Below are 17762 nucleotides of genomic sequence, written 5' to 3'. Positions count from 1 at the left end.
CACGGATTGCGGCTAAATGGCATAGGATATCGGAAAAGGATTCTTTTAACGGGAAGGAGCCTTCAGCCGTGAGTAAATTCAAGCCAGAACGATTGAGCGTTAACTTTATTCCACCAGCAACTGCTTTTTTGCCAATAGACAGCAGGAAGTACACTTTAACACATTCCGATCTTACTGGAGAGCTGTTTCTAGCGGTCGGGAATGTCTATGATTATCAGGCAATCAACTATGAAATGCGGGATGAAGTATTGGCAGACTGGATCACCATCAATGGTGAATACTTGCTGTATGCTAAGGTGTATATCAGTAACGGGGAATACGACCTGAATATGTCCAGGATCCGTTATATGATTTTCAAAAAAGAGCTGGACTTAGCATTTACTGCGATAGTGTATGGAGATAAAAACTTCTTCACATATTATCCTTGGCTGCCCGATGCACCCATTTATGTACAATTTTCATCTATCTATCCAGAATTCAATCAGGTAGAATACTACGGTACGCCAAGAACGTATCTTAACAAAATGAATAAGGAAAGAACACCAGAAGCGCAGGCGTAAGCCTGTGCTTTTAAAATCTATTTAATTCAATCCCAGAAAGAACTAAATAATACTATTATGTAAACAAACAAAATGAATTGAAAGAGTATAAATAAGATTGGCTTGACATTGATTATAATATTTTAAAGATAATGTAATGAATAACTGGTTATTATAAAGATTGATTATTGATAAAATGTATTTTTCCTAGCAGAGCTAATGGAACTGACTTAAAATAAATTGAATTTAAATAGTATACAAAACGAATTTTTTAAAAAAAGAATTTAACTAATATCCAGAAATAAATTGATTATGTAAAAGCATAAAAATGAATAAGTAAATTTATAAAAATTTTAATTTCGTCTCACTGATTTAAGTATACTTAGTTAATGAGATACCGATTTAAATCATTTATAGAACTTCCTAGAATTTATGTTATGTAAACTAGAAAATAAGTTTTTTATAAGAGGTTAATCTGGACTCATCTCCTCCCGTTTCTACTAAAATGAAACACGGAAAATCATCTGCACCTTTGGCTGATCATTTTTCGTGTCTTTAGTGTGCTTCTATTCCTCAACCCTATGCGAAACAAAATCACTATGTTGATTTACATTTGTGTATGTGGATCTTCCTAAATAAAGCGGAATTGTGAGCTCATCGAAATTTGGCATGCCGTTTTTAAGGAATTTATCTGGATCCCTGTAAAATTGTACGATATTTGCAACGAACCAATCGTGGTCACCGTAACTATTGCGGTCTATGATCTCACATTCATAGGCTATATATGCATCCCGCAGTATCGGTGAATTCGTTGCTGATCCGTGGTCGAAACTGATGTTCGCCTTTTCAAATTTGTTCACCATTGAACCCGAATACACACCTGCTTGCTGAATAAGAGCAGAATATTCATATGGCACAAAATTAATAGCAAATTTGCCTTCAGATTTTATGAGCTGGTAAGTATAACGTTCACGGCCGATGGCAACTCCGTAAATTGGCGGCTCGTAGGATATGTAGGAATGCCAGCCAGCAGCCATGATATTATTTTCTCCATTATGACTAACCGTAACCAGTGCGACCATTCCTGGATAACTATGCATTACAGTTTGATTGATTGATTGAATCATTATGTAAGTCCCTCCTTTTATTCTGTATTTCGTATTGCGAAGTAAATTCGAAATTTTTAAAATTAAACAGAATAACTATACTACCTCATGATAAAGGGAGATTCTATGAACCGCAAAGTTTTTCTTTTGTAAAAGCATTTTCAGATCTAGGAACCTTTATGGATTTAATCGTAATTAATGTTTTGATGTATATTGCTACCGGGAGCCCTGCCTGGCTTGCAGCCACGATGGCGTTCAGGACAATGGATGGTCTGGATTTTCCACTGAACATAATTTACCTCTAGCATTTTAGTGATGCTGTACTCTAATGCCAATAGGAAAAAGTACAAAGAAGTAAATCAAAGCCTATAGTCTCAACTCAAAAAAGAACTCCCTTTCATCAATGGGAGTTCTTTTTGTCTAATTTTTCGATTCCGTATCCCCCATGAAAACGAGGGTAAAATCTTCAATAAAAGCTGGTATGTCTGCTTCCATGCCTATCCAATCTAGTTGATCTTCAGGTTCCTGCTCAGGCTTTGGCCTGAAGTCTGCCATACTTTTACCTCGTGCCCCGCCAAACAATTCAACGGTAACTCGTCTTGGCAGGTATTTCACCAGATTTTTGTTCACGAGGGCACTTAATGTGATGACATCATGGAGAGGCGCACCCTGGATTCCTGGGACATTCTTTTTATACGCTTCGAAATAATAATCGTAGACAGGTTTAATCAGATCTTTAAAAGGAGTCTGGCTGTTTTGTGCAAGATAATCTATTACTGCTGGAGGAATGATGGCTTTATTGGTAATGTTGAGCGGGTGCAAGAATACATTTCTTGCCTTTTCCAGCACTTGATTAGCCGCAATTGGATCGGCATAAAAATTCGCCTCGGCTTCAGCTGTGACATTGCCAGGAACGAGGAACGCCCCACCCATGATATAAACAGCACTGACTGTTTTGAATGCTTCCTCGCCATATAAGATAAATGGGATTGCCAGTTCCGTTTGTCTCCCGACTCCTACGATTACCAGGTTTTCAGGGTGCTGATTAACAATTTCAAGGATTTTATCAATATCATATACCTCTACTTCTCCCAAATCCTCTGGGGGCCTGATCGGACCAAGCCCATCTGGTCCATGTATCTCCGGATAAAAGGTAGCCAGTTCACCAGATAAAGGGCCCGATGCACCGGCGATGATCGGAATATCCTCTCTTTCTCCCAGCTGCAATAAATAGGCTGTATTATTTATTGCCTGCTCTTTTGTGATATTCCCGTACCCGGTAACTACCCCCACAACATTAAGTTCCGGATGAAGCAAGGCATACATCAGAGCCAATGAATCATCTACCCCTGAATCCGTAAACAACAGGATATTGTACATAGCAACCCACCCTTTTTCATCTTAACTATCTTATGACAAATATCTCCTTTTGATACTCCTTATTATTTATGTTCTACAAATAGGGATATGACATTCTTAACCGATTGATTTCTGTATTTTTTGGCAAAAAATTGTCTGTCGTCCTTCCTGCTCATTTTCCTCAAAAAAGAGAATCTTCCACTCGCTGAATTCCTTAAGGAGCTCATTCGACTCCAGCTTATATTGATTTGAAATATGTTCATTCCCTGCTGCTTTTTGTTTGTAGAACGTTTCGAAGAATAAATATCCATCATCTTTGATCACTTGTTTTACTAGTGGAAATAGAGAACGTTCCAGGTAATATGTCATTACCGCTAAATCGTACCTACAGCTGGTTAAATCATTTTTTTCTTTCGTGAGATCGGCTACTCTAGCCGTAATATTCAACCTCGTTTGGCTGCCAGCTCTTGAACATAGTTAATAGCAATGTCAGAAATATCAATAGCTGTGATGTTATAGCCTAGCTCTGCCAGGAAGAAGCTATTGCCTCCCAGTCCTGAGGCAAAGTCGATTGCAGTTCCTCCGTTCAAGTAAGAAGCCATCTCTTGTAATCTTTTATTTGGTTCTGGAGTAGTCTGGTTAGTCAGCTTATCCATATATTGTTGATTCCATTTATCTTGAACATCCACTATATATCACTGCTTTCCGAAATAAAGTTAATAAAAATAAATTATAATAGTTATGTATTGACCGTCATATTGACTGCGACACTGGCAAGTATCGGAACAGCAGGCGTCCCTGGAATTGGATTGATCATGCTGTCCAAAAACAGACCCACTCCTTTATAGAATGGGTCTGTTTTGTATAAAAATTCTATTAAACTAAATCCACATTATGATATACCTGCTGGACATCCTCTAAATCTTCCAGCGCATCAATAAGCCTCTCGAATTGTTCCTGTGTTTCTTCGTCAAGAGTAACCTCGTTCTGAGGCAGCATTGTCAGTTCAGCAACAGTAAAATCAGTGATACCGGCATTCCTGAAAGCTTCCTGGATAGCGTGGAATTGTTCAGGCTCACCATAAATAATGATGGATTCATCTTCTTCAAGGATATCGCGTGCATCAACATCCGCTTCCATCAAAATTTCAAGTGCTTCATCAGCGGACTTTCCTTCAAAACCAATTACCGCCGTTTTGTCGAACATATAAGATACGGAACCAGCTACTCCCATGTTGCCGCCGTTCTTACCAAAAGCAGCACGCACATTGGAAGCCGTACGGTTTACATTGTTTGTAAGCGCATCAACGATCACCATTGAACCATTTGGACCGAAGCCCTCGTATCGAAGCTCCTGGTAATTTTCTTCAGCTCCGCCCTTAGCTTTATCGATTGCACGGTCAATAATGACTCTTGGTACATTATATGTCTTCGCTCTTTCGAGGACGAATTTCAGCGCCTGGTTGGACTCTGGATTTGGTTCACCTTGTCTGGCTGCAACATAAATCTCAAGTGCGAATTTTGAATAAACCCTGCTTGTGTTTGCATCCTTGGACGCTTTCTTTTCTTTAATGTTGTTCCATTTACGACCCATAAATTTCACTCTCTTTCAACTTATATCAGATAGCTGCAATGTTATATACATGTTGCAGCAGCTGCTCACAGATAATATTATACCTTAAATGGAAGATTTGTTAAGAGGTTAGTAAACAATGGTTCAACCGCTGTCCTAAAGAGTTTCTCCGGCTATTAATTCATATGACCTTATTCGGTCCTCAGGTGAATACGTGATGGTCAGGATCATGATTTCATCAGGGTTATACTTCTTGTGCAATTCGAGCAATCTATCTTTTACTTGCTTAGGATTCCCTATGATTCTGGACGGACATCTGGTAAGGAAGATGCCTTTATTTTTGCTAATTCGCTTCCTTCTGGGTGATCATTATTCACATAATGAAGCAATTCTTTCAATGATTCTGGAAGTTTCCAAACGTTTTGCAGGAAGTTATCTGACAAAGCATGGGTGACTTCTGCAGACCCTCCTGGAGCACGGCCGATTCCGATATCAATCCGGTCTGGGAACAGTATTGCAAGCAAATTATAATGCTCCGCCACTTTAAACGGTTTGTAGTGTGGAAGCAATACAGCGCCAGAACCTATTCGGATTTTGCTTGTCCTTGCGCCAATATACGGCAGCATCACTTCAGGTGCAGGACAGGCAAGCATCGGAATCACGATTGTGTGTCCATCTAAAACAATTCTGTCAACCAAAAGATCCCATATCCACGTGCTGTAATACATTTTAACACTCACGAACTTCAAAGAACAAAAAGCGCAAGCGCCTTGTTCAGCCCCGACAAGCGCTGGAGAGCCGACCAGTGAAGTCGTTTTTTGACTTCATTGGGCGGACCGAAGCGACTCGAGGGGCTAGGCGCTGGAGCTAGATTAAGAATACTACATGTAGTTATCCACAACTAAATAAATTTTATAGTTTCCTAACCAATAAAAAATGCCTGCCCTAAGTGGACAGGCTGTTTTGACTCGTTAAACTTTTGCAAGGAAATCTTTAATCACCTTAACAAGTTCATCCGGTTGTTCATACATGCTCATATGGCCGGAATTATGAATGACTTTCTTTTCAATATTTTGTCTCGATACAGTAAATGTTTTTTCAGGAGGGATAATTTGGTCCTGTTCACCAGCAATCAGGAGCACAGGAAGTTCCGTTTCCTCTAACACTTTATTCCTTTCAGGTCGATCCTTCATCGCCATCAATGCACTGACAAGCCCATCCACCTTGGTCATCATGCCGATTTTGACTGTCTCTTCCATTTCCTTCGCATTCACTTCTGTGTTATCAGGAGAAAAGAGCTTGCTGGAAAGTCCTTCGATGAATGCTCCAGTTCCCTCTTCCTGAATCTTCTTTGCATTGTTTTCCCGGGCTTCCTTCGCTTCTTCTGAATCCGGATTTGCTGTTGAGTGTACCAAAGAGAAAGCTTTTAAGTACTGTGGGTATAACTCGGCAAATGCCAGGGTGATATATCCGCCCAGTGAATGACCGAACATTGTTACCTTATCCAACCCTAGCTGATCCAATAATTCTTTAATTGTACTGGCAATATCCTCAATGGAATATCTGTCCTTCCCCATCTCTGATTCTCCGTGTCCAGGAAGGTCGAGGGCGATGACTCTATGCTCGTTGGCCAATTCGGGAATGATTTTATCCCAATAGTGCTTGCTGCCTGCAAATCCATGTATGAGGGCGATTGGATCTCCTTTGCCTTCATCAATAAAACTCATTTCCGTACTCCCAGCTCTTACTAACTTTGGGTCCATATCTTCCGCTCCTATCATCAAGTATATTTATTATATTCCCCGCTCCCCGATTATTAATCCATCGGTATAAGACATAGGTTGATATTTCCACAGCTATAAAGTTGTATTCTCTGTTACAATTTTGAGGTTGATTAAACTCAGGAGGAATCTCTTATGAAAATAAGCATCCTGCCCCTGATGGTCATTATCCTCACCTTCGTGGGCGGTTTTATATCTGGAACACTCTATTCAAATACGCAAAAAAGCAAGACGATGGCAGCCAGCGCTGAAGCAGCACATTCAACCAAAATACCTGGACTTAAAAAAGAACCACAATTGAAAAAGCAAAAAGCAAAGGTTTTGATTGGCTATGTCCAGGATTTCAGGAAGCCAGAAGAGATCGATTATAAAAACCTGACTCATGTAATTTTTTCCTTCGCCCATCCAAACTCGGATGGCAGCCTGTTAATGAATGGAGATCATGCTGTCAAAAATTTAAGAGCGATTGTTACTAACGCGCAAAAACACGATACGAAGGTTATGCTGGCAATCGGCGGCTGGTACCATATCAAGGGCGGGGAATCTTATGATTACTTCAAGGCAGCCATCTCTAACTCTGTTTCAAGAAAAAAACTAGTTCACGAGCTTGTTAGTTTTGCAAAAAAAGAAAAGCTAGATGGCATAGATATCGATTTTGAGCACCCTCGCTCAACAGAAGATGCTCAAAATCTGGCTGTTTTTGCAAAAGAATTAAGTGAACAGCTGAAATCAAACGGTAAGGAATTGTCCATCGCTGTAAATGCCAAGGTGCACAGCGTAACAGGAACTGAAATTCAATCTGTCGTGTTGGAGCCATCCATGTTCAAGTACTTTGATCATGTCAATTTGATGGCTTATGATGGCCAATGGGATGGAGAGTATAACGCTGCGAATTTATCGCCTTACTCTTATTCTGTTAATATAGTGGCCTACTGGACAAAACTTTTCGACCAGTATGGATTTTCAAGGAAGAAACTCGTCCTGGGTGTGCCGCTATATGCGCAGCCTGAGGACCCTGCGATCAAACAGGTGTCATACGAAGCTCTTATCAATCATCATCCTGATAATGCCGGAAAGGATCAGGTTGATATGAATGGGACAACATACCATTATAATGGCCATTCCACATTGAAAAAGAAAACAAATCTTGCACTCTCGCATCAGTTGGGCGGCATGATGGTTTGGGAGACAGGTCTTGATGCTAAAGGGAATCACAGTGCAACGGCTTTGATCTCAGGGGAATTAAAGAAACAGGAAGATCCTCGATACTATATTAGGAAATAAAGAAGGAAGCCGCTATTGGCTTCCTTTCCCTTTAAAATCGACAAACATTCCTTCTTTCAATTCACGAGAGATTCCGTTCATTATGAAAGCTAAAAAGGGTTTTGGGGAGTGTTATTGAAGCTAGTCCCTTGGGCTAAACACACGAATAGCAGACACACTCCTAGCAGTTGCAGTACTAGGAGCTTTTTTCTTCAAACTCTTTTATTTTCTCGAGCCTTTCTACCAGTACCATGCACTTCTTGTCGCCAATTTCATAGATATACATTTTATGGCCGTTTTCCTTGAGGAGCTTCTTGAATTGGATTTCGCCTGATAAGTCATATCTGTTTGCTAAATCTGAAATTTTCTTAAGTATTTGCTCCCTGCTTGGTTCGTTAGTAGATGCTATTTTAATAGGAATCGGAATTCCCTTTATTTTAAAGGTAACAAGAACGACACTATCCAATTTGAATCAACTCCTTTCAAAAAACAATTCGACAAACTCGGATAATTTCCTTCTATTAACAATTCTTTTGTCTTTATAATACATAATACCTAAAAAGGAGCGAGGCATAACCTCGCTTCTGCCCATTATTCTTCTTCATTCATCATTTCATCAAATGCAGAAGAAACCTTTTCAAATTCATCATCAGATTCAATTGCTGCAAAATCTCCATCTTCGTCTACTTTCAAGAAAAAGATATCAATATCTTCGTCCGATTCTGTTTGAAGATCTTCGACAAAACTGACAGCTGCATAGTCAGACCCTTCTATTGTTAAAACCCCAATCACCTCGACCTCTTGTTCCACATCATTCTCATCACTAATTGTGAATACTTCGCCAACTTCAAGTTTATCCATGGATAGTCCCTCCTGTCTTTTTTTACACAGCATAGTATCTCAAAACTATGTAAACCACATTCTGTTTAAGACTAAGTTAAATAGATTTTTTTAGCCAGTATAAAGCTTATTTATCCGATAAAAAAGATGCGATTTTCTGTTTATTATCTTGAAAAACCTGCTTTCCCAGGTCCTTTAGTTCTGCCATATTAGTAAAATCATCAAAGGGAATTTCTTCTGATAGCTCTGTGTTCAGTCTGAGGTAATGGTCGCCTAGTAAAAGCCGGCAGTGGTAAGTAACTGATTCAGAAGATAAATCCATCGCCAGATCCAATAATTTCGGCATAACCTTTAAAGTCGGAAAATGGAATGGAAGCCATTGTCGGATTCCCCAGTACTTTTCCTCCCCTATGGAAAAATCGATATTCTGTTGGCCTGTTCCAATCGATAGTATCTGGATGTCGGCTAAATCGGTTTTAAAGTGATGCAGGGCTTCCGTCACACAAACCAACGATGGATTATTAGCCCATAGCCCTCCATCGATCGATAAATATTGATTGTTTACATTATTGGGCGGAAAGTAGATTGGCGCTGAACAAGACGATAGTACAGCATCCCACAATTTTATAGATAATTCATTTTCGGAAGAATAACCAAAGTCAGTTCGATGGATATAAGGTTTTCCGTGGGTTATATCAACAGCGGGTATCAACAAAGGCTTTTCGATATCACCCAGAGTAACTTCCTTGAAGGCTTGTTTTAACAGCCTGCGTAAATACCTGTCACTATAAACACTCTTGAAAAGACCAATCTTGGCTTTTCGCACAAAAATCTTTTCACCATAAGTCTCGTACCTGCCCATCATCTCTTCCATGGAGGTGTTCAAAGCAGCTGAAGCAGCAATGATTGACCCTGTACTTGTGCCTGAGATTACATCAAAGAGTTCACCCACAGGCTTTCCAAACTCTTCTTCTATCGCTTGCAGGATAGCAATCGGGAAAATGCCTCTAATACCGCCACCATCGATGCATAACATTTTCATGAAATTCCCCCGATTCGTGCTTTATGCTCTCATTCTTCCCATTCCACTGGGACAATATAATCAAACCATAAAACCCAAAAGAAGAGCTGCCCTTGAGAAGGCAGCTCTTCCGAAATAATCTTATTATGATACTTTATCTTTATCTTTTTCATGATTGAAGGAATATTCTTCTTCCCAGTATTCAGCATTTTTGATGCCGAGTTTTTTCGAATTGAAGACTGGATCAAGTCCTTGCTTTTTCTGTTCCTCATAATCCTTCAAAGCAATCAAGCTGGTTTCGCGAGCAGGACAATGGCAATGAGGTTGAGCCATACCATCAGTCCGAGGCCAGCATCACCAAGCGCCCACGCAAGTGAAGCTTCTTTTACCGCTCCATAGAAGACAGCGGCTAGGATGACAATTTTGAGGATGAACATTGGCACCTTGCCGTTTCTTCCTCTAAGAAGATAAGCAATATTCGTCTCAGCCATATAATAGTAAGCCATGATTGTTGTGAAAGCGAAGAAGAATAGTGCGACAGCAACGAATTCTGCACCGAATCCAGGCAGAACCGCATCAACCGCAGCCTGAGTATATCCTGGACCTGCTTCCACTCCCTTAAGGTTTTCAACAATGAATGCTCCGTCAGCACCAACCGTATTGAACATTCCTGTGAACAGGATCATGAAAGCTGTTGCGGAACAAACGAATAATGTATCAATGTATACAGAGAATGCCTGAACCAAACCTTGTTTAGCCGGGTGTGAAACCTCTGCAGCAGCTGCTGCGTGCGGACCAGTACCCTGACCTGCTTCATTGGAGTAAATACCGCGTTTTACACCCCATGCAATCGCGCTGCCTAGAATACCGCCGAACATTGAATCAGCACCGAAAGCGCTTTTGAAAATCAAAGCGAAAACGGCAGGAACTTCAGAGATATTCATTCCGATAATGACTAGGGCGACAAGGATGTATCCAACAGCCATAAATGGAACTGTATATTGCGCGACAGTCGCAATCCTTTTGACGCCTCCGAAAATGATTAAAGCCAAAAGTGCGATTACGACAAAACCTGTCACTGACTTGCTAACGCCAAATGCGTTCTCAAGACCAAGTGCAATCGAGTTGGACTGAATTCCTGGCATTAGTAGTGACATTGCCAGTAAAGCTGCTATGGCAAAGGCAATAGCAAACCATTTGATTCCTAGACCTTTTTCAATGTAGTAAGCAGGACCGCCTCGGTAGAGACCATCTTGCTTAACTTTGTAGATCTGGCTAGTGTCGATTCTACGAATGCACTTCCTGCCCCGATAAACGCAATTGTCCACATCCAGAAAACCGCACCAGGCCCACCCATTGCGATAGCAGTGGCAGTACCTGCGATATTACCTGTTCCGATCCTGCCTGATAAAGCGATAGATAAGGCCTGAAAAGATGAAACACCAGCATCGGAACTTCTACCTGTGAACATAAGTTTAACCATGTCTTTCAGGAGTCTAACTTGCAGAAAACGTGTGAGGATCGAGAAGAGCAAACCGATTCCAAGAATGATGTAAATGACCGGGTTGCTCCAAAGAATCCCATTGAGCCAAGAAACAAAAGCTTCCAAATGAATCCCCCTTTACAAATTTGATTTCTTTCTATTTTGAATTATAAGTTAACTTGACATTAAGGACAATCAAAATGTGATATTTAACAGAAAACAATTTATTTAGCTGTATAAAAACAGGGGTTGGAGTATTTAATTTGCTGGTTGCTAGCAAACCTGTACAAGGTTTTCGTCGGTACGGTTAGGCTATAATCCCTTGCTATCTTCCAAATCTTTTTGCTTTTTGTATGTTCGGACAGCTATTCGCTGGTGATCTCTAAAGCTGTCAGAAGTTGCTCTATGTTTGTACGGGTATTCGCAGTTTCTAAAACAGCTGGCCATAAACGAAAAAAAGCGAGAGACAATTGTCTCCCGCATTGTTTCTTAATGTCCATCCTTCTCTCGTAAAATCGGAAGTGTACAGCAGCGGAATGAACCTCCAGATTTTATGATTTCTGTTATATCCACTTCAATTATTTCGAACCCTTTGCTTCTTAGCTGTTCATTTACTCCCTTATTCACAGGCAGGCTCAAAAGTTTTTTATTTCCTATGACTAACACATTCGTGCCAAGTGTAAATTGTTCTTCCTCGCTCACATCAATTAAATCATATCTCGAACTGAACAGATTAATATCTTCCTCTGTCAATGCTGGTCGATAGATTAATGCGATTTCCGGGGAAACGACATTGAAGACACAGTCAAGGTGCAAATATTCTGCTTTAAAGGGAACGGGTCTAACTTTAAAGTTTGGAAGCAATCCTTGTAAATGATCTGCAGCTTGTTGGTTTGTCCGGTTACTTAAGCCAACATAGATTGTGTCTTGATCGATAACTACGTCTCCTCCCTCGATCTGATCACCAATTAAATTATAATAGGATATTCCCTCATCCTCGAGCCATTGTTTCAGTACATTCTCCTCGCCCTTTCGAACTTCGCTGGCCATATCCGAAACAAATATAGTTTGGCCGAGGGTAAACCCGATATCCCTAGTAAAGACTTGCTCAGGGTATTTTTTATGGTACGGAAGAAGGATAACCTCCATCCCGTAACTTTTTAAAGTGTTCACAAATTCATTGTGCTGTTCCAAGGCAACTTCTATATGTATGCCTTCATCCTTGAAATGTTTCTGAGTTTCATTAATTACATCACGTATTGTCATATACTGTGGGCTACAAAGAATGACTTTCTTAAGTACGTCATATTCATTTATGACATACCCTCTATTTTCAGGCTGCATATTCTGTTCCATCCTCATTCCTCCTTATACAAATCATTTTAGGTTTTCCGGATTTTACTTTAATCATAACTTCACCTTGAAAAAATCCTGTCAGATATCCTGACGAACCTGCTGACTTTTTTGCAAGAATTCTTTATGCTTATGGAAAATTTACAACTGATTCAGGAAATGAGGGGATGAATGTGGAAAGACAGAATACTTCTGATTTGCCACAATTGATAATCATGATTGATCTTTTTCGGGATGAATTGTATGAAGAACTTTTGAAAAGGCATGGAATGCACGCTGTAGAAATATTACGTGCTGCACAAAATGAAACTTTTTAAGGAGGGATTCTCTGTGTCCTTGCATTTACGTACAGCTGTTGAAAAACTAAAGGACCATTATATCCAGCATCTGATCAAATCGAAAATTACCAATGAAGGCGAAGAAGAGTTAAGGAAATTAACATTAACTGAACTTAAAAATTTAATTAATGGATATTAACGATCTTTATTATACAAATGAATAGCCATGTAAGGAAATATAACATATAATATTTAAAACTGTTAAAAGCGTGGTGTATGAATTGGCTGCAGACCCCTCCTCCTTTAAAGAAAAGAAAGTTATAACTATAGGTATTGTCAGTGAGCTGACCGGACTTTCTGAACGACAAATACGATATTATGAAGAAAGGAAATTAGTCTTTCCGGACCGAACTCCTGGTGGGAGCAGAAGATATTCCTTCTCAGATGTCGAACTTTTAGTTGAGATTGCAAACAAAATCGAAGATGGTGTCCAGACTTATGAGATCCGACAGGAAATGATTAAGGAAAAGAAACGACATAAAGATGAGGCTCATAAGAAAATGATACAAGGACAATTGAATGCTCGATTCGGCGTTCGAAAATACTAAACTGTAAAACCTTCAAGATTGAAGGTTTTTTCTTTTTTTGAAAAAACATGTTAGGTTTTCTTACATAAAAGTAGATTGATAAAAAAAATTCATGCGAGAATACAAACTATATTCACAATTTGAAAGGGGACGAAAAAATGGATACGGTATTTTTAATGAATAGCTTATGGGTTATGATTTCCGCGGTTTTGGTTATTTTGATGATTGGAGGTTTCATCCTGCTTGAAACAGGATCAACACGAATGAAGAACGCCGGCCACATTGCCGGTAAAACGATTCTGACTTTTGGAATCTCATCAATCGTTTTCTGGGCTGTAGGTTATGGAATTATTTTTGGAGAAGGCAACTCGATTCTGGGTTTCTCGGACTTTTTCTATTCAGGCTATGATGTAGAGGGCTTAGGACTCTCTGGTGCTGTATTCTTTCTGTTCCAGCTGGCATTCGCGGGATATCTTTAACGATTGCTTTTGGCGGATTTGCTGAGAGAGCAAAATTGTCTGTATATCTTGTCTTTGCACTTCTATTCTCAATTTTAGTTTACCCATTCATTGCCCATTGGATTTGGGGCGGCGGCTGGCTTGCAGAACATGGAAAACAGGATTTCGCCGGTTCAACTGTAGTACACCTGACTGGTGCAATGGCGGCTCTGGCAGCGACCATCCTTCTGAAGCCGCGTATTGGCAAATTTAATAAAGACGGTTCAGCTAATAATATTGAAGGTCATAATCAGGTCTTCACAGCATTGAGCGTATTGTTATTATGGGTTGGCTGGTTCGGATTTAATGCAGGAAGCACCGTTTCTGTTGATGGAGCATTCTTTGGGTTTGTTGCTCTTAACACTAATCTTGCGGCAGCTGCTGGTACTGTTGCAGCCATGCTCATCTCCTGGATTGTTTTAGGTAAAGCGGATGTTCCAATGATGCTGAACGGAGCGCTCGCAGGTCTTGTGGCCATTACGGCATCCTGTGCATTTGTTGATACTTGGGCATCGGTTGTCATCGGGCTTATTGCCGGAATCCTTGTTTTCTACAGTATTCGCTTCTTTGAAAGCAGAAAGATAGATGATCCTATCTTTGCGCTATCAGTACACGGTACGGCTGGTGTGTGGGGAACTTTATCAACAGGATTCTTTGCGACCCCTGAGCTAGCTACAGTTGGGAATCCTGGATTGTTTTATGGTGGCGGTCTTGAACAGCTGGGAGTACAGGCGCTGGGAGTTGTCGCCTCAGGTGCTTTCGCTTTCATCGCGTCTTTTATCATCTTATCGATTATAAAGGTAACAATGAAGGGCTTGCGGGTAACAGAAGAGGAAGAAATCATCGGCCTGGATATCAGTGAACATGGAAGCTATGGTTATCCGGAATTGGTCAATAAAGAAGCAGTAAAGGGATCAGTCTAAATCCCCGCAACAGGTAATGTTCCTTTAAGTTCACAGCAACCCTCTGCCAATTGAATTAAAGTGTTCTAGGTTATTAAGCGGCGGCCCTATTGTGGGCCAACCGTCTTTTAATGAATTGAAAAAGGAGGCCGTCCGAATCATGAACTTGAGTGACGATTCAAATATTGATGGAATAAGAGTCAAAAGGGTGTCTGATGCATCTTTTAGCAATGAACAATTAAATCATTTTCATGATTTGGTCTATGACCAAGTCTTAACTGCAGCGTTAAGAAAAGTCTCAAAAGAATACGGCAATCCCCCTTCCCCATTCTCTTTCTTCGTCATGGGAAGTGCTGGGCGGATGGAGCAATCAATTTGGAGTGACCAGGACCACGGATTGGTTTTTACACTAAAAACAGATGAGGCGCAGGAGTATTTTTTAAAGTTAGGAAAAGAGATTTCCGAAGGATTAGAGCTGGCTGGCTATAAAAAATGTTCCGGCTCAGTAATGGCAAGCAACCCATTGTGGTGTAAATCAATGAAAGATTGGGAGAACCAACTTGGACTTTGGGTTGGTGAATCTACATGGGAGTCAATCCGCTATTTGCTTATATTCGCAGACGCCAGGTCGATCCACGGCGATGCTGGTCTTTTGAGCAGATTGAAAGATAAAGCCTTTGATGAAGTTAAAAGAGAACAATTGCTGTTAAGGATGCTTCGCAACACAATGTATATGAAAAAAGGGGTCGGAGTACTTGGCCAGTTGCTTGTAGAAACTCATGGAGCCTATACTGGAGCTATTAATCTTAAGGAAACAGCGTTTTTTTCCCTTCGTGAATGCAGGAAGGCTGTTATCATTTTACGAAGGAATAAAAGAAACTCCCACACTCTCGCGTATCAGACGTGTATCTGAAGCTATGATGTCAGATCAAGAGAGATCCTTATATAGCAAGAATTTCTCTGCACTGCTTGACTATCGCCTTAAACATGGAAGCAACAGCGATTATGACTCCGGGCATTACGTAAATACCAGTAAGCTCACTAAAGCTGAAAAGAAATCATTGAAGGTAATGCTTAAAGTTGGTGAACAATTTTATGAACATGTCCGAAAGATGCTTGAGAGGATGTAAGTTTTATGGGAATGAATGATATGGTTCGTTTCTTCCGGCAAATGACCGGGAAGCTTGGGTCGCACATCTATGCGGGAATGCCCCCTCACTTAAATCCGCAGAAAATGTCTTTTTTAAGGCAGCTGCAAAAAGAAATGAAGGAAGGAAATAGCCTCGACTGTCCGCTGGAAGAATTGCCGGTCGTCGTTTTTGACCTCGAGACTACAGGATTTTATCCTGAAAAAGGCGATAGGATCATCTCTATAGGAGCTGTCAAAGTAATTGGTTCCAGTATACTAGATGGTGAGGTTTTCTACTCTTTAATCAACCCTGAAATTCCAGTGCCGACTGATATACTTAGACTGACTTCTATTACTGATGAAGATCTCATGACTGCCCCGCAAACTACAGAAGTGCTATTGAAATTTTTAAATTTTATAGGCAGCTCAGTGCTTATAGCTCACCATGCAAAACATGAGCAAGCCTTTATGAAGAAATTTACAAGCAGCCATTTACGCTTTAATTTCGAACACAGAGTGATAGATACTTCATTTTTAATTAGATTATTCAAGCCTGTAGTCACTTCCCTGCCTTTGGAACAAATTTGCCTCGAGTGCGGGATTGAAGTTGAAAATAGGCATCATGCACTGGCGGATGCCAAAATGACAGCAAATCTTTGGACTTTCTATATAAAAAAAGCCCGTGAGCAGGGCTACCGGGATTTGCGAGAGGTGTATGAATACTTATCTTTAATAAGATAGCCGTTCCTCGCATCCCTCCCCCAACTCTCCTTTATTAAATGCCTTTATTCGATTTATCTCAAATCATTTTATTTTGATTACCGAAAGATAATTGTTACTATTGAATTGTATAATCGCTGGGAATAGTAAAAATGCTATTCCTGGCAGTTAATATTATTCAATAAAGGAAGATGAAAATGACCGATAACAAACGTTTAAATGATATAAAATATTCCGTGCTTGACTTGGCTCCGATACTTGAAGGCGCCACCGCAGCAGATGCGTTTAAAAACACACTGGATCTTGCCCGTCATGCTGAAAAATGGGGCTATAACCGCTATTGGTTAGCAGAGCACCATAACATGCCTGGCATCGCAAGTTCCGCTACATCGGTTATCATCGGCCATGTTGCAGCGGGGACAAGCTCCATCAGAGTTGGTTCCGGCGGGATCATGCTCCCTAACCATGCTCCACTTGTCATCGCTGAACAATTCGGAACACTTGAATCTCTTTTCCCAGGGCGAATTGACCTTGGCCTTGGTCGCGCCCCAGGAACTGACCAGGTAACGGCATATGCATTACGTCGTGAACGTCGCAGTGATGGTCAGGATTTCCCTGAGCAATTGGACGAACTTCGCGCATATTTCAATCCAGAGCTCGATTCCCAATATCGAAGTGTCAGGGCGATTCCCGGGGAAGGATTAAATATTCCCATCTGGTTATTAGGTTCAAGTGGCTATAGTGCGCAGCTTGCGGGACAATTAGGTCTGCCGTTTTCATTCGCCAGCCATTTCTCGCCTGAAAATACTTTAGGTGCACTAAAGCTTTACCGGAGTAGTTTCAAGGCTTCAGATGTTTTGCAAGAGCCTTACGCAATGGTCGGTGTCAATGTGATTGCTGCTGAAACCGATGAAGAAGCAGAGTTCCTGGCAACATCCATGCAGCAGCAGTTCCTTAACCTTTTCAGGAATAATCCAAGTGCATTGCTTCCTCCTGTCAAGAACCTGGAAAACCAGTTAAGTGCTTATGAAAAAATGCTGCTGGACAGCCGTATCGGATCATCAATCGTAGGCAGCCCAGAAACCATTAAAACTAAGCTTCAGCAATTCCTGGATGAAACACAGGCAGATGAAATGATCATCAATGCACAAATATTCAATCACAATGCGCGACTAAAGTCTTTTGAAATCGTCTATGATATTTTTAAAGGCTAAAAGATAAAATCATCTCATTAATCAAAAGATTGGTTATCAGCAACAAAGGCTGATTTAAAGGAGAAGAACCGAATGGCGGTCCTTCGCCTTTTTTATTGGTTAGGAAACTATAAAATTT

The 17762-nt window shown here is 40.6% G+C and carries 20 protein-coding genes and 3 pseudogenes; 10 read left to right on the top strand and 13 right to left on the bottom strand.

The features are described 5' to 3' along the window. Window positions 1-68: 68 nt before the first annotated feature. Window positions 69-560 (top strand): staygreen family protein, encoded by a 492-nt coding sequence (locus JCM21738_RS11735; RefSeq protein WP_023614240.1) that lies wholly within the window; start codon window positions 69-71, stop codon window positions 558-560. Between the two features lie 545 nt (window positions 561-1105). Here JCM21738_RS11735 and JCM21738_RS11730 read toward each other — a convergent pair. The 8 genes and pseudogenes from JCM21738_RS11730 to JCM21738_RS11700 form a co-directional block, all read right to left on the bottom strand. Next, window positions 1106-1666, bottom strand: a complete 561-nt coding sequence (locus tag JCM21738_RS11730) for a flavin reductase family protein (protein ID WP_023614241.1) — start codon at window positions 1664-1666, stop codon at window positions 1106-1108. 103 nt (window positions 1667-1769) lie between these two features. Continuing rightward, window positions 1770-1937 carry a hypothetical protein gene (locus tag JCM21738_RS24355; RefSeq protein ID WP_023614242.1) on the bottom strand — a complete coding sequence of 56 codons (168 nt, stop codon included), beginning with the start codon at window positions 1935-1937 and terminating at the stop codon, window positions 1770-1772. Between the two features lie 128 nt (window positions 1938-2065). Further along, a complete protein-coding gene (locus JCM21738_RS11725) occupies window positions 2066-3025 on the bottom strand; it encodes a nucleoside hydrolase (RefSeq protein WP_023614243.1) in 960 nt (319 codons plus the stop codon). Window positions 3026-3121: 96 nt separating this feature from the next. Then, complete coding sequence (locus JCM21738_RS11720) at window positions 3122-3451, bottom strand: hypothetical protein (protein WP_035209400.1); 330 nt, start codon at window positions 3449-3451, stop codon at window positions 3122-3124. Further along, window positions 3448-3693 (bottom strand): class I SAM-dependent methyltransferase, encoded by a 246-nt coding sequence (locus JCM21738_RS11715; RefSeq protein ID WP_035209398.1) that lies wholly within the window; start codon window positions 3691-3693, stop codon window positions 3448-3450. Before JCM21738_RS11715 ends, JCM21738_RS11720 begins: the two co-directional genes overlap by 4 nt. A gap of 187 nt (window positions 3694-3880) precedes the next feature. Beyond that, on the bottom strand, window positions 3881-4597 hold the full coding sequence (locus tag JCM21738_RS11710; RefSeq protein ID WP_023614245.1) for a YebC/PmpR family DNA-binding transcriptional regulator: 717 nt from the start codon (window positions 4595-4597) through the stop codon (window positions 3881-3883). 281 nt (window positions 4598-4878) lie between these two features. Beyond that, a pseudogene (locus JCM21738_RS11705) lies at window positions 4879-5226 on the bottom strand (LLM class flavin-dependent oxidoreductase); the annotation flags it as partial. A gap of 321 nt (window positions 5227-5547) precedes the next feature. Then, the gene (locus tag JCM21738_RS11700; RefSeq protein WP_023614247.1) at window positions 5548-6339 is read right to left on the bottom strand and encodes an alpha/beta fold hydrolase; all 792 of its coding nucleotides are present in this window, start codon (window positions 6337-6339) and stop codon (window positions 5548-5550) included. A 153-nt stretch (window positions 6340-6492) separates the two neighbouring features. Here JCM21738_RS11700 and JCM21738_RS11695 point away from each other — a divergent pair, with 153 nt between their 5' ends. Further along, window positions 6493-7641, top strand: a complete 1149-nt coding sequence (locus JCM21738_RS11695) for a glycoside hydrolase family 18 protein (RefSeq protein ID WP_023614248.1) — start codon at window positions 6493-6495, stop codon at window positions 7639-7641. A 175-nt stretch (window positions 7642-7816) separates the two neighbouring features. Here the strand turns inward: JCM21738_RS11695 and JCM21738_RS11690 are convergent, their stop codons facing one another. The 5 genes and pseudogenes from JCM21738_RS11690 to JCM21738_RS11670 form a co-directional block, all read right to left on the bottom strand. Next, complete coding sequence (locus JCM21738_RS11690) at window positions 7817-8086, bottom strand: hypothetical protein (RefSeq protein WP_023614249.1); 270 nt, start codon at window positions 8084-8086, stop codon at window positions 7817-7819. A gap of 125 nt (window positions 8087-8211) precedes the next feature. Further along, the gene (locus JCM21738_RS11685; protein WP_023614250.1) at window positions 8212-8481 is read right to left on the bottom strand and encodes a DUF1292 domain-containing protein; all 270 of its coding nucleotides are present in this window, start codon (window positions 8479-8481) and stop codon (window positions 8212-8214) included. A gap of 106 nt (window positions 8482-8587) precedes the next feature. Continuing rightward, window positions 8588-9502 (bottom strand): CBASS cGAMP-activated phospholipase, encoded by a 915-nt coding sequence (locus JCM21738_RS11680; RefSeq protein ID WP_023614251.1) that lies wholly within the window; start codon window positions 9500-9502, stop codon window positions 8588-8590. A 123-nt stretch (window positions 9503-9625) separates the two neighbouring features. Continuing rightward, window positions 9626-11090: pseudogene (locus tag JCM21738_RS11675) on the bottom strand (alanine/glycine:cation symporter family protein). A 363-nt stretch (window positions 11091-11453) separates the two neighbouring features. After that, window positions 11454-12320 carry a dimethylarginine dimethylaminohydrolase family protein gene (locus JCM21738_RS11670; protein ID WP_023614253.1) on the bottom strand — a complete coding sequence of 289 codons (867 nt, stop codon included), beginning with the start codon at window positions 12318-12320 and terminating at the stop codon, window positions 11454-11456. Window positions 12321-12490: 170 nt separating this feature from the next. On the opposite strand from JCM21738_RS11670, the gene ykzB reads away from it, so the two are divergent. From ykzB to JCM21738_RS11645, 8 genes and pseudogenes are all read left to right on the top strand, one after another. Then, on the top strand, window positions 12491-12634 hold the full coding sequence (gene ykzB, locus JCM21738_RS24765; RefSeq protein ID WP_162232610.1) for a protein YkzB: 144 nt from the start codon (window positions 12491-12493) through the stop codon (window positions 12632-12634). A 13-nt stretch (window positions 12635-12647) separates the two neighbouring features. Further along, window positions 12648-12794: a Fur-regulated basic protein FbpA gene (fbpA, locus tag JCM21738_RS23305; protein WP_023614255.1), complete on the top strand. Its 147-nt coding sequence runs from the start codon at window positions 12648-12650 to the stop codon at window positions 12792-12794. An 82-nt stretch (window positions 12795-12876) separates the two neighbouring features. Then, window positions 12877-13203 (top strand): MerR family transcriptional regulator, encoded by a 327-nt coding sequence (locus JCM21738_RS11665; protein WP_023614256.1) that lies wholly within the window; start codon window positions 12877-12879, stop codon window positions 13201-13203. Window positions 13204-13340: 137 nt separating this feature from the next. Further along, window positions 13341-14602, top strand: a pseudogene (locus JCM21738_RS11660) (ammonium transporter). A 139-nt stretch (window positions 14603-14741) separates the two neighbouring features. After that, complete coding sequence (locus tag JCM21738_RS11655) at window positions 14742-15494, top strand: DUF294 nucleotidyltransferase-like domain-containing protein (RefSeq protein WP_052019662.1); 753 nt, start codon at window positions 14742-14744, stop codon at window positions 15492-15494. After that, window positions 15415-15711 carry a putative nucleotidyltransferase substrate binding domain-containing protein gene (locus tag JCM21738_RS25785; protein WP_243462991.1) on the top strand — a complete coding sequence of 99 codons (297 nt, stop codon included), beginning with the start codon at window positions 15415-15417 and terminating at the stop codon, window positions 15709-15711. The genes JCM21738_RS11655 and JCM21738_RS25785 overlap by 80 nt, the downstream gene beginning before the upstream one ends. Before the next feature lie 5 nt (window positions 15712-15716). Then, window positions 15717-16451, top strand: coding sequence for an exonuclease domain-containing protein (locus JCM21738_RS11650; protein ID WP_023614259.1), 735 nt, complete (start codon window positions 15717-15719; stop codon window positions 16449-16451). A gap of 176 nt (window positions 16452-16627) precedes the next feature. Further along, window positions 16628-17644, top strand: coding sequence for an LLM class flavin-dependent oxidoreductase (locus JCM21738_RS11645; protein WP_023614260.1), 1017 nt, complete (start codon window positions 16628-16630; stop codon window positions 17642-17644). Window positions 17645-17762: the final 118 nt, after the last annotated feature.

Origin of the sequence: Mesobacillus boroniphilus JCM 21738 (genome assembly GCF_000517385.1) — a bacterium.
GTDB classification, from domain to species: Bacteria; Bacillota; Bacilli; order Bacillales; family Cytobacillaceae; genus Mesobacillus; species Mesobacillus boroniphilus.
The sequence above is the reverse complement of the archived record's forward strand: the minus strand, read 5'-3'. Positions and strand labels throughout refer to the sequence as shown.